The sequence below is a fragment of the Pedobacter mendelii genome (genome assembly GCF_014635725.1).
GTDB classification, from domain to species: Bacteria; Bacteroidota; Bacteroidia; order Sphingobacteriales; family Sphingobacteriaceae; genus Pedobacter; species Pedobacter mendelii.
Map to the genome: position 1 here is coordinate 151,822 of NZ_BMDJ01000007.1, position 12,000 is coordinate 163,821.

General features: G+C 35.5%; 11 protein-coding genes and 1 tRNA gene. 9 read left to right on the forward strand and 3 right to left on the reverse strand.

Annotated features, from left to right (window positions below; all coding sequences use genetic code 11):
* Window positions 1-36: 36 nt before the first annotated feature.
* Window positions 37-1,542, reverse strand: coding sequence for a F0F1 ATP synthase subunit beta (gene atpD, locus IEV50_RS13305; protein ID WP_188415116.1), 1,506 nt, complete (start codon window positions 1,540-1,542; stop codon window positions 37-39).
* Between the two features lie 161 nt (window positions 1,543-1,703).
* Here atpD and IEV50_RS13310 point away from each other — a divergent pair, with 161 nt between their 5' ends.
* From IEV50_RS13310 to obgE, 5 genes are all read left to right on the forward strand, one after another.
* Window positions 1,704-2,615 (forward strand): SDR family oxidoreductase, encoded by a 912-nt coding sequence (locus IEV50_RS13310; protein WP_188415118.1) that lies wholly within the window; start codon window positions 1,704-1,706, stop codon window positions 2,613-2,615.
* Window positions 2,616-2,707: 92 nt separating this feature from the next.
* On the forward strand, window positions 2,708-3,172 hold the full coding sequence (locus tag IEV50_RS13315) for a redoxin domain-containing protein (protein WP_188415120.1): 465 nt from the start codon (window positions 2,708-2,710) through the stop codon (window positions 3,170-3,172).
* A gap of 75 nt (window positions 3,173-3,247) precedes the next feature.
* A tRNA-Arg gene (locus tag IEV50_RS13320) sits at window positions 3,248-3,321 on the forward strand.
* A 327-nt stretch (window positions 3,322-3,648) separates the two neighbouring features.
* Window positions 3,649-4,218, forward strand: coding sequence for an adenylate kinase (locus IEV50_RS13325; RefSeq protein ID WP_188415122.1), 570 nt, complete (start codon window positions 3,649-3,651; stop codon window positions 4,216-4,218).
* 162 nt (window positions 4,219-4,380) lie between these two features.
* Window positions 4,381-5,376 (forward strand): GTPase ObgE, encoded by a 996-nt coding sequence (gene obgE / locus IEV50_RS13330; protein ID WP_188415124.1) that lies wholly within the window; start codon window positions 4,381-4,383, stop codon window positions 5,374-5,376.
* 98 nt (window positions 5,377-5,474) lie between these two features.
* On the opposite strand, the gene IEV50_RS13335 is transcribed toward obgE, so the two are convergent.
* Together IEV50_RS13335 and IEV50_RS13340 are read right to left on the reverse strand one after the other, a co-directional pair.
* The gene (locus IEV50_RS13335; protein ID WP_188415126.1) at window positions 5,475-6,059 is read right to left on the reverse strand and encodes a YdcF family protein; all 585 of its coding nucleotides are present in this window, start codon (window positions 6,057-6,059) and stop codon (window positions 5,475-5,477) included.
* Window positions 6,060-6,349: 290 nt separating this feature from the next.
* A complete protein-coding gene (locus IEV50_RS13340) occupies window positions 6,350-6,715 on the reverse strand; it encodes a YtxH domain-containing protein (RefSeq protein WP_188415128.1) in 366 nt (121 codons plus the stop codon).
* 354 nt (window positions 6,716-7,069) lie between these two features.
* On the opposite strand from IEV50_RS13340, the gene IEV50_RS13345 reads away from it, so the two are divergent.
* The 4 genes from IEV50_RS13345 (at window position 7,070) to IEV50_RS13360 (ending at window position 11,995) form a co-directional block, all read left to right on the forward strand.
* Window positions 7,070-7,450 carry an OsmC family protein gene (locus IEV50_RS13345; RefSeq protein WP_188415130.1) on the forward strand — a complete coding sequence of 127 codons (381 nt, stop codon included), beginning with the start codon at window positions 7,070-7,072 and terminating at the stop codon, window positions 7,448-7,450.
* Between the two features lie 88 nt (window positions 7,451-7,538).
* Window positions 7,539-8,789: a DUF2130 domain-containing protein gene (locus tag IEV50_RS13350; RefSeq protein WP_188415133.1), complete on the forward strand. Its 1,251-nt coding sequence runs from the start codon at window positions 7,539-7,541 to the stop codon at window positions 8,787-8,789.
* Window positions 8,790-9,103: 314 nt separating this feature from the next.
* Window positions 9,104-11,239: a glycoside hydrolase family 97 protein gene (locus IEV50_RS13355; RefSeq protein ID WP_229746728.1), complete on the forward strand. Its 2,136-nt coding sequence runs from the start codon at window positions 9,104-9,106 to the stop codon at window positions 11,237-11,239.
* Window positions 11,240-11,518: 279 nt separating this feature from the next.
* Window positions 11,519-11,995, forward strand: a complete 477-nt coding sequence (locus tag IEV50_RS13360) for an acyl-CoA thioesterase (RefSeq protein ID WP_188415135.1) — start codon at window positions 11,519-11,521, stop codon at window positions 11,993-11,995.
* Window positions 11,996-12,000: the final 5 nt, after the last annotated feature.

A 12,000-nucleotide genomic window follows, 5' to 3' on the forward strand; every position in this document is an offset into this window, starting at 1 on the left:
TTAGTTATCTTGATACTTAATACTCAAATCTTGATACTAGTTGTTCGCTTCTGCTAATAATTTTTTACCTTTTTCAATAGCATCTTCAATGCTACCAACTAAGTTAAATGCAGCTTCAGGATATTCATCAACTTCACCATCCATAATCATGTTGAAACCTTTGATGGTATCTTTAATATCAACCAACACACCTTTTAAGCCTGTAAATTGCTCAGCTACGTGGAAAGGTTGAGATAAGAAACGTTGAACACGACGAGCTCTTGATACCACTAATTTATCTTCTTCGGATAATTCGTCCATACCTAAAATTGCAATGATATCTTGTAATTCTTTATAACGCTGTAAAGTTTCTTTAACACGTTGTGCAGTGTTATAGTGCTCATCACCTAAAACGGCAGGAGAAAGGATACGTGAAGTTGAATCCAATGGGTCAACCGCAGGGTAAATACCTAACTCAGCAATTTTACGAGAAAGTACCGTAGTTGCATCTAAGTGGGCAAATGTTGTTGCCGGTGCAGGATCAGTTAAATCATCCGCAGGTACATATACCGCTTGTACTGATGTAATTGAACCGCGTTTTGTTGAGGTAATACGCTCTTGCATTAAACCCATTTCGGTTGCCAATGTTGGTTGGTAACCTACTGCAGATGGCATACGACCTAATAAAGCCGATACCTCAGAACCTGCTTGAGTGAAACGGAAGATGTTATCAACGAAGAAAAGTATGTCTTTTCCAGCGCCTTCACCATCACCATCACGGAAATATTCTGCAACTGTTAATCCTGATAATGCTACACGAGCACGTGCACCAGGAGGTTCGTTCATTTGACCGAAAACTAACGTTGCTTTTGATTCTTTTAATTTTTCAGTATCAACTGATTTTAAATCCCAACCACCTTTTTCCATAGAGTGTAAGAATTCATCACCATAGTTAATTACGCCTGATTCGATAAACTCACGAAGTAAGTCGTTACCCTCACGAGTACGTTCACCAACACCTGCGAATACTGATAAACCAGCATAAGCTTTAGCGATGTTATTTACCAATTCCATGATTAATACCGTTTTACCTACACCAGCACCACCGAATAAACCAATTTTACCACCTTTTGCATAAGGCTCTAATAAATCGATTACTTTAATACCTGTGAAAAGTACTTCAGTTTCGGTAGATAAATCTTCGAACTTAGGAGGAGTTGCATGTATAGGACGACCATCTGTTTTATCAACAGCAGTAATACCATCAATGGCTTCACCAACCACGTTAAATAAACGGCCTTTAATTTGGTCGCCTACTGGCATTTTAATTGCTGAACCAGTATCAAGAACCTTCATTCCACGAACTAAACCATCTGTAGAATCCATCGAGATTGCACGAACGCGATCTTCACCTAAGTGTTGTTGAACTTCTAAAACAATTTTTTGTCCGTTTTCTTTCGTTATTTCTAACGCATCAAAAATTTTAGGTAGATGGGCATCATCAGCAAAGCTAACGTCAACCACTGGGCCGATAATTTGTGCTATTTTTCCTAAGTTAGGCATATCTGTTGTGAGTAAATTTATTACAATCAATGAATTAAAGCTGTTTGTAGGGGCTCCAATTCGGTTGGCAAAGTTAAGTTATTCTTGCCTAATTTTAAATATATATTATAAATTTTTTCAACAAGGATTTATTAGATAATTTAGAGGCATAAAATCATCTGATGAAAACAATTTTAACAACAGGTAGCAATGGCCTTTTAGGTCAAAAAATAACTGAGAAGATTTTAGCTGAGGGTAGGGTAAAACTGAAAGCTACTTCAAAAGGTGCAAATCGTTACCCCATTACAAATGGTTATGAATACGCAGAAATGGATATTCTAAATCCAGCCCAGGTTAGAGCCGTTATCGAAAAATGTAAGCCCGATGCAATTATCCATACCGCGGCGATGACTAATGTTGATACTGCAGAGGCAAATAAAGAACTTTGCTACCAGTTAAATGTTGATGCTGTGAAAACTTTAGTATCGCTTTGCGAAGAAAAGAATATTCAATTCATACATTTAAGCACAGATTTCGTTTTTGATGGGGCCGATGGGCCATATAAAGAGGATGATACCGTTAATCCCTTAAGCTATTATGGCGAGTCAAAAGTTTTAGCAGAAGAATTGTTAAAAAACTCAAAAGCAAACTGGGTAATTTTAAGAACAATTTTAGTTTACGGAATTACGAATGACATGAGCAGAAGTAATATAGTACTTTGGGCGAAAGGTGCTTTAGAAAAAGGCATACCAATTAATGTAGTTAATGACCAATGGCGGATGCCAACTCTAGCAGAAGATTTAGCCGAAGCTTGTTTATTGGCTTTAGAAAAAAATGCCCAGGGAATTTACCATATATCTGGCAAAGATTACATGAGTATTGCAGATTTAGTGAGAAAAGTTGCCGATTATTGGGCATTTGATAAATCAATTATTTCGGAGATAAGTTCTGAAAGTTTAAATCAAACTGCGAAGCGCCCATTAAGAACTGGATTTGTACTCGATAAAACGATTAGAGATTTAGGTTACAATCCCCATAGTTTTAGCGAGGGGTTAAAGATTGTGGATGAGCAGATGAAGAATAGTATCAAGTAGATAGTATCAGGTATCAAGTAGTATCAGGTATCAAGATTGGATGCATTGTACTATTAACTAAATAAAACACTTAACAATAAAGCAATTAAAATATGTCACTACAAATTGGCGATCAAGCCCCAGATTTTAAATTATACAGTTCGGATTTAGCTGAAGTTTCTTTATCAGAATTTAAAGGCAAAAAAGTAATTATTCATTTCTTTCCAATGGCTTTTACAGGAACCTGTACCGAACAGTTATGTACCATAAGAGATAATTTCAGCTTTTATGAAGGTATTAATGCGCAAGTTTTAGGTATTTCTGTAGATTCTCCATTCTCTTTAGCTAAATTTAAAGAAGTACAGAGTTATCAGTTTCCATTATTATCCGATTTTAATAAAGAAGCATCGCAAGCCTATGGTGCTTTTTATGATGAATTTGTATTCGGATTGAAAGGCGTTTCTAAAAGAGCAGCTTTCGTTATAGATGAAGATGGAAAAATTGTTTATGCAGAGGTTTTAGAAAGTGCTGGTGATTTACCTGATTTTAAAGCAATTAATGATTCTTTAAAATCTTAAATCATTTTTTTTCAAATATAATTGCGAAATTAAATCTCAAATCTTACTTTTGCAGTCCGTTAACCACACGGTAACGCATTTGTAGCTCAATTGGATAGAGCATCTCACTACGGATGAGAAGGTTTGGGGTTCGAATCCCTACAAGTGCACATAAAGAGGAAATCATTTTTGATTCCTCTTTTTTTGTTTTATACCATATTACCTGTAAGAAACCTCATATTTCTCTTAGATTGTTTAAAGCATTCCTTAAAAGTTTCGATTTAGGAATATATTCTTCAATTTCTGTTGTAGAATAGTTTAGATAGGTTTTAAACTATCCCGTTTTTTAAATAAATTATCAATAATAATGGCATGTAAATTAATAATTATATATTTGCAGCCTTGAAAGGCAGCACTTTGTCTGATTTTCATAATATTAATTTGCGAGCCATAGGAATAAGGCTTTTTTAATTTTAAAGATAACCTAAACCACGTTGATGCTTAATTTAGTTCTCTTTGGCCCACCGGGGGCGGGTAAAGGTACCCAATCCGAAAAGTTGATATCAAAATATCAATTATTACATATTTCAACCGGCGATTTGTTTAGAGCACATGTAAAGGGAGAAACCAAATTAGGGAAAAAAGTTAGCCAATTATTGGCAGATGGCGAATTAGTGCCAGATGCGATAACAATTGCCATGCTTGAAGAAGAGGTTGATAAAAATCCTGATGCAAAAGGATTTGTGTTTGACGGGTTTCCACGTACGGTGCCTCAAGCTATTGAGCTTGATTTGTTTTTAGAGCGTAAAGGCAGTAAAATTGCTGGTGTTATTGCTCTAGATGTAGATCAGGAAGAATTAACAAAACGTATTGCTGAGCGCCACAAAGTTAGCGGTCGAGCTGATGACGATGCTGAAAAGTTGAAAAAACGTATTTCAGAATATTTTGATAAAACTATCCACGTGTTGCCTTATTACGAGGAACAAGGGAAGTTGAAAAAAGTAAATGGAATTGGAGAGATAGAAACAGTTTACAATGACCTTTGCTCGGTTATTGATAAATTTTAGTACAATATTTAATTAATTGCATCCGCAGAAAAAGCATTAGTTGTTTTTTGCGGATGTTTGTTTTTTAGCGATTTTTACATATAAAAAATCGAGAATGTAAATGCAGTAATTTTATCGGCAATTTTAACATCTAAAATTGTCAATCTAAAATCTTCAATCAATATGTCACAAGGTTCAAATTTCGTAGATTATGTAAAGATTTGTTGTCGTTCTGGTAAGGGCGGGGCAGGTTCAGCACATTTGCATCGTGATATTTTAACATCAATGGGCGGCCCTGATGGCGGCGATGGCGGTCGTGGAGGGCATATCATTGTTGTTGGCAGCAGTAACATTTGGACATTATTACACCTTAAATACCGCAAGCACATTATTGCCGAAGATGGTTTAGCAGGTGGAAGTTCTCATAAATTCGGACGCCAGGGTAAAGATGAAATTTTAGAAGTTCCACTTGGAACCATTGCTAAAGATGCAGAAACCGGCGAAGTGCTTTTTGAAATTACCAAAGATGGCGAAACCAAAATTTTAACGCCTGGCGGTCGCGGAGGTTTGGGTAATGCACATTTTAAAAACTCGGTTCAGCAGACACCACGTTTTGCACAACCCGGCGAGCAAGGCAAAGAAGTTTGGAATATTCTTGAATTAAAGGTTTTGGCTGATGTTGGTTTGGTTGGTTTTCCTAATGCGGGTAAATCTACCTTACTATCTGTAGTTTCTGCTGCAAAACCTGAAATAGCTGATTATCCTTTCACAACCATTGTTCCTAATTTGGGAATTGTAAGTTACAGAGGTGGGAAATCTTTTGTAATGGCCGATATACCCGGAATTATTGAGGGTGCATCGAAAGGAAAAGGTTTAGGTTATCGTTTCTTACGCCACATCGAGCGTAACTCCGTATTGTTATTTATGGTTCCTGCTGATACGAGCAGAACGATAAAAGAAGAATATGAAATATTAAAAAGGGAATTGGAATCTTATAATCCTGAATTAATGCAAAAACCACATGTTTTAGCCATTACAAAATCTGATATGTTGGATGAAGAATTAATGGCTGAAATGAAACAGGATTTGCCTAAAATTCCATCAATATTTATTTCTTCGGTAGCTGAAAAGAACATTTTAGAATTGAAAGACATGCTTTGGAAAGCAATTGAGGCGTAAAAATCAAAAATTAAAAGTAAAAAGTCCGAATTCAGAAGAATTTGTTATTGAATTTTGTATTCTAAAATGACAGCTAACTCATTTTACATAGCTAGTAACTACGTTCTCATTCTATCAACGATTAAACCTATCCATTCTTTTAAGATAAACTGCCAGTATGCAAAAGCTCCGGCATCAGGTAAATAATAATCAGAAATGTCATAGTTTTCTTTTCCAAAATAATCAGTAGGATAATAATCCAACTTGCGATTAAAGATTTTGTCAAAAATCATTTTTGAACGTGGAATATGCCATGCACTTGTAATCACAAGTATCGATGCATTTGGCTTCGTCTTGTTTATCAGCTCAAAAGTATATTTTGCGTTTTCAATGGTGTTTTTGCTTTCATTCTCTACTAAAACTACTGAATCAGGAATGCCAATATTTTTCAGGTATTTTGCAGTTAAATCTGCTTCAATAGATTCTGATCCAATCAACTTACCAGAGCCACCGCTGATTAAAATTTTTTTGATGATACCTTTTTTGAGTAAATTGATGGTTTGTATAAGCCTGTCTCCACGCTCATTTACACCTAAATCATTGTGTTGAGTTGATTTTGAAAAACCACCTAACAAAACCCCAATTTCATACTTTGCGGGTTCAGGATATTTAGCTTCATAAAGGTTATAAACTTTCCCAATCAAAAAACGATTAGAAAAAATGAACAATAATGCAAAGGCAACTATTAAGAGCTTCTTTCTGTTTTGTTGTCTTTTAGCGAAAACTGCGCATAACAGCGTTATCAAAATCCAAATGATTGGCTGTAGTATAAAAATTAACAGTTTAGAAAGAATAAAAGCCATGGAGCGAAATTAAAGCTCAAATGTATAATCTAAATCAATTAAATTATAATTTATCAGAGTATCTAATCAGACAATTGTTAATTAGATACTCTGATTGTAGATAAGACTGTTAAAATAATATTAACAAAGCATTATGCTTGTTCTTCGTCAGCTTGACCATTTTGATGTGCGCTATCTAAAATATCTTTCACATCAGATTTACGTTTTTTTTCAACCTTATGTTTAAAATGTGAAATTTCCTGTTCTACAATATCCTCTTCAATTGCCTCCACGCCGAATACTTTTTCCTTTAATAAACTGTATTTATCTTGAAAACCATAACGTAAATTTTTTGCACCACCTGCAATTTTTCCTCTAGTATTGGCACCTCTATCTGGTGCGAATAATATGCTAATAATTGCACCAGCAGCTAATCCTGCAACCATTGCTAAAGCAACCTGAGCACTGTTATTAGATTTTTTTACAAAACATTTTCCGATTAACTTTCTGTATTTCATAATGATAAGATTTGTATAAGAAACAAATGCATTGATTTAATGTTTCGGAAATATGAAAAGGGTAACTTCAGCGCAATTCTTGCTAAGTTTAAATTGGTTAACATGCAGGTTTGATGAGGAAATTAGTCGAGTTTTCGATAATAGTAAAATTAGATGGTTTCTATAAACCTGATTAAAGTGGAAATCCTTTTTTGAAGCGCATAATGAATGTAATTATCCTGTAGTTTCTTCATGCAATAGCGTACAAAATAACCATTACAGATGTCAAAAAAGATTGAAACGAAAAGCAGGACTATCAGGACCGATAAAAGGCAGAACAAGCTTTTCTAATTAGTATTCTAAAAATAAAAATATATGGTAAAAGCAACGATTAACATGGAACATTATGCATGTTCAGTAACAAATGGGTCGCATGATATAATTGTAGATGAACCTTTCGATTTAGGTGGAACACATAAAGGATTTGCTCCAAAGGGATTATTAATGGCATCTTTAGCTTCTTGCGTTGCAATTACATTAAGAATGTATATAGATAGAAAAGGTTGGGAAGTCAAAAAAATAGAAGTTGAAGTTAACATCAATATAGAAAATGCTGAAACAATATTTTTTGAAGAAATAACCTGCACGGGCAATTTAACTGAAGAGCAAAAATTTAGATTAGAGGATATTGCCTCAAAATGCCCGGTAAGTAAAATTTTAACGGTAGGGCATGAAGTTCGCTCAAAAGTGTTGTAAACAAAAGGTGCAAAACTCGTTTACTTATTGCTAAAAAGCTTTGATATATTTGTATGCCTTCAGGTTTGTATGAAGTGAAAAAATATTTATGGCGACTGAAATTAAATGCCCCAACTGTGCCCATGTTTTTCCGATGGAAGAGGCTATGGCCGAAGATTATAAGAAAGAGCTGCGAGAGAAAATGGTTGCCTTTACCAGGCAAAAAGACGAAGAATTTCAGCGAAAACTTACTTCGCTGGAAAATGAAAAACAACAACAACAGAAAGCTTTTGATGCTAAATTGGTTGAAGAGAAAAATAAACTTAAAAGCGATTTAGAAGAAAATCTACGTAAAAGTATCTCTTCTGATTACGAAACCAAACTTCAAATGCTAGAAGGTTCGGCGAAAGATAATGCCGAAAAATTAAGACTTGCTCGTGAAAAAGAACTTCAATTTTTGAAACGGGAAGAAGGTTTACTTCTTAAAGAGCAGGAAATGGAACTTTCTATGCAACGTAAGATGCAAGAGCAGCGTAATGAGTTGGTAGAGCAAATACGTAAGCAGGAAGCCGAAAAAAATAGCATTAAAGATACCGAGCATCAAATGCGAATGAGAGAAGTTGAAAAGCAACTTGATGATCAAAAAAAGCTTGTTGATGAAATGAAGCGCAAAGCCGAGCAGGGTAGCATGCAATTACAAGGTGAGGTGCAGGAGTTAATTTTAGAAGAGTTATTACGCAGCAATTTTCCTTTCGATTTAATTGAGGAAGTTGGCAAAGGCGTTCGCGGAGCAGATTGTGTTCAGGTAGTTCGGAATAACTTCGGACAAGAGTGTGGCAAAATTATTTATGAAAGTAAACGAACAAAAGATTTTGGCGGAGACTGGATTGAAAAACTGAAGAAAGACATGCGAAGCATGGGCGTTGATGTTGCCGTAATTGTGAGTCAATGTTATCCTAAAGGCATGGATTGTTTCGGTCAAAAAGATGGCGTTTGGATTTGCTCTTTTGAGGAAGTGAATGCAGTAGCTTATGTGTTACGTGATGGAATTTTGCGCTTATCATCGGCTATGAAATCTCAAGAGAACAGAGGAGATAAAATGCACATGTTGTACGATTATTTAACCGGAGCAGAGTTTTCTGAGCAATGGAAAGCCATTCGTGAAGGCTTTATGAGTATGAAATTATCCATTCAACGCGAACGCGATGCCATGGAACGTTTATGGAAAGCCCGTGAAAAACAATTAGAGAAAGTATTGTTGAACGCTACGCATATTCGAGGTTCTATTGAGGGCATTGCAGGTAGTGATAGCATCCAATTGAGCTTAACAGATGATGATGATACATTGTTACTAGAATAGTTTTACCACAGATAAACAGGGTGAACACAGATTAAACTCAAGCTTATATTTCCTTAAATGTCTTATATGGTAAAAGTAAATGAACGACTATGAATGTGAGTTATCCATAATAAGATTTTGAATACCTAAGGCACAAAAGAATGTGTAAGCTTAGGTGTGCTAAGATGTCTTAGGTGGTGATTTTAATAGCAATAAAAGTAAATTTTAAAATGCCTACCTAAGGCACCTAAGATCATTAAGCTTAGTTATGCTAAGATGTCTTAGGTGGTGATTGTAATAGCAATAAAAACAAACATTAAAATAAATTATATACAGTGAATAAAAACCGAAACTACAATTTCTTTAATCTCTCTAAATTATTTACAACACTATGCTTTTTGCTTATTGGCATAATGGCTTTTGCTCAGGAATTAAAATCTCCTGATGCTAATTTAGTTGCTAACTTTTCTTTAGCAGATGGTGGCGTACCAACGTATAGCCTGAAATACAAAGGTAAAGATGTTATTAAAACCAGCAAACTGGGTTTAGAACTCAAAGAAGGCAAATCGCTAGTGAACGGTTTTACAATTTCTGATACTAAAACGAGTGCTTTCAATGAAACCTGGAAACCAGTTTGGGGTGAGGTGAAAGAAATTGTAAATCATTATAACGAGCTTGCGATAACTTTAACGCAAAAAGAAACCAATCGTTTTATCATTGTTAGGTTACGATTATTTAATGATGGTTTAGGTTTCAGATATGAATTTCCAGAGCAGAAAAATCTTGATTATTTCGTAATTAAAGAAGAAAAAACACAGTTTGCTTTAGCTGGCGACCATAAAGCTTTTTGGCTGCCAGGAGATTACGATACACAGGAATATAGTACAATAACTTCAAACTTATCAGAAGTGCGTGGTAAAATGAAAGCTGCGGTTACCCCGAATGCATCACAAACTACTTTTTCGCCAACTGGTTTACAAACGCCTTTGATGATGAAAAGTAAAAATGGATTGTACATCAACATTCATGAGGCAGCTTTAATAAACTACTCTTTAATGTCGTTAAATCTTGATGATAAAAACATGGTTTTAGAATCTTGGTTAACGCCTGATGCAGTAGGAGATAAAGGTTATTTGCAGGCGCCTTGTTTATCACCATGGAGAACAATTATTGTGAGCGATAAAGCTGGCGATATTTTAACTTCGAAATTAACTTATAACCTTAACGAGCCAACAAAATTTAAAGATGTATCGTGGATTAAACCAACTAAATATGTTGGCGTTTGGTGGGAAATGATTACCGGTAAAAGTACCTGGGCTTACAACGATTTAACCAGCGTACAATTAGGTGTAACTGACTACTCGAAAACAAAGCCTAACGGAAAGCACGCTGCAAACACGGCGCATGTAAAAGAATATATTGATTTCGCTGCAGCAAACGGTTTAGATGCTGTTTTAGTTGAGGGATGGAATGAAGGATGGGAAGATTGGTTCGGTAAAACGAAAGATTATGTTTTTGATTTTGTAACACCATACCCAGATTTTGATGTGAAAGAATTGCATCGCTATGCAGCAAGTAAAGGTATTAAAATGATTATGCATCATGAAACTTCTTCATCGGTTCGTAACTATGAAAGGCACCTCGATACGGCTTACAAGTTTATGAAAGCCAATGGCTACGATGCTGTAAAAAGTGGTTACGTAGGCAATATGATTCCTCGTGGGGAGCATCATTATGGGCAATGGTTAAACAATCATTATTTGTATGCCATTGAAAAAGCTGCCGAATACAAAATTATGGTAAATGCGCATGAGGCTGTTCGTCCTACTGGTTTGGCTCGTACTTACCCAAATTTAATCGGAAACGAATCTGCCCGTGGAACAGAATACGAAGCTTTTGGCGGTAACAATGCAGATCACACTACAATTCTACCTTTCACTCGCTTAATTGGTGGTCCGATGGATTACACGCCAGGCATTTTCGAAACCCGGGTAAGTGCCTACAATCCTGATAACAAATCTTTCGTTCACACCACATTGGCTCGTCAGCTGGCTTTATATGTAACCATGTATAGTCCGTTGCAAATGGCTGCAGATTTACCAGAAACTTATAATAAATATATGGATGCTTTCCAGTTTATTAAAGATGTGGCAGTTGATTGGGACGACACTAAAGTTTTGGAAGCAGAACCAGGCGATTATATCACTTTCGCCCGTAAAGCCAAAGGTAAAAATAACTGGTTTGTTGGCCGTACAAATGATGAAGTTGCCCGAACATCGAAAATCGATTTCAGCTTTTTAGATGCAGGTAAAAAATATACAGCAACCATTTATGCAGATGCTAAGGATGCAAATTATGAAACCAATCCAAAAGCTTACACCATTCGCAAAATGGAAGTGACAAATAAAACCAAACTAACTCAATATTGTGCACCAGGAGGTGGTTATGCAATAAGCATAATGGCAAAGTAGCGTAGGTTAAACCGCAAAGGCGCAAAGTTTTTTGCAAAGTACACCAAGTGTATTTGTTATTAAGAGGGTGTATCATTTTTAAAAAAAGATGAACACCCTCTTTTTTATTATTTAATCGGCGGCTTATTCATTTCGAGGCACGAAGCAATCTCCATCTGAACTATTTTTTTATCTCTTCAAGTTAACAATAAAAGGATATTGAAAAAACCAAAACTTAATTTTCTTTGCGTTTCACTTTGTGTACTTTGCGGTTAATTTAAATACTTTAAATCTGTCAACATGGCTAAAATCAAAAACCACATCGAACTTCAATTTTTAAGTGAACCATCTGATGTAAATTACGGTGGAAAAGTTCATGGCGGTATGATGATGAAATGGATTGACCAGGCGGCTTTTGCTTGTGCATTACAATGGAGCCAAACCTATTGTGTAACCGTATATGTTGGTGGGATACGATTTTTCCATCCGGTTCATATCGGTCATTTGGTAAAAATGGAGGCAAGAATTATATACACAGGAAAAACTAGTATGCATATTGCTGTTGATGCTTTTTCAAAACCAGTTGGACAGGCAGATTTTGTTAAAAACACACATTGTATTATTGTTTTTGTGGCTGTTGATGATAATGGTCAACCAAAGGTAATTCCATCATTTACTCCAAAAACGGAAAAGGAAATTGCAATGCATGGTTATGCAATTAAGTTAATGGAATTGCGTAAAAGTATTGATAAGGAAATGGAACCTTACATTGTTTAATGCGA

What these genes read in the sequence shown, in the direction of transcription:
- IEV50_RS13325 (WP_188415122.1), top strand. Translation starts at nt 3,649, where the DNA reads ATGCTTAATTTAGTTCTCTTTGGCCCACCGGGGGCGGGTAAAGGTACC.
- atpD (WP_188415116.1), bottom strand. Translation starts at nt 1,542, where the DNA reads ATGCCTAACTTAGGAAAAATAGCACAAATTATCGGCCCAGTGGTTGAC.
- obgE (WP_188415124.1), top strand. Translation starts at nt 4,381, where the DNA reads ATGTCACAAGGTTCAAATTTCGTAGATTATGTAAAGATTTGTTGTCGT.
- IEV50_RS13360 (WP_188415135.1), top strand. Translation starts at nt 11,519, where the DNA reads ATGGCTAAAATCAAAAACCACATCGAACTTCAATTTTTAAGTGAACCA.
- IEV50_RS13340 (WP_188415128.1), bottom strand. Translation starts at nt 6,715, where the DNA reads ATGAAATACAGAAAGTTAATCGGAAAATGTTTTGTAAAAAAATCTAAT.
- IEV50_RS13350 (WP_188415133.1), top strand. Translation starts at nt 7,539, where the DNA reads ATGGCGACTGAAATTAAATGCCCCAACTGTGCCCATGTTTTTCCGATG.
- IEV50_RS13315 (WP_188415120.1), top strand. Translation starts at nt 2,708, where the DNA reads ATGTCACTACAAATTGGCGATCAAGCCCCAGATTTTAAATTATACAGT.
- IEV50_RS13345 (WP_188415130.1), top strand. Translation starts at nt 7,070, where the DNA reads ATGGTAAAAGCAACGATTAACATGGAACATTATGCATGTTCAGTAACA.
- IEV50_RS13310 (WP_188415118.1), top strand. Translation starts at nt 1,704, where the DNA reads ATGAAAACAATTTTAACAACAGGTAGCAATGGCCTTTTAGGTCAAAAA.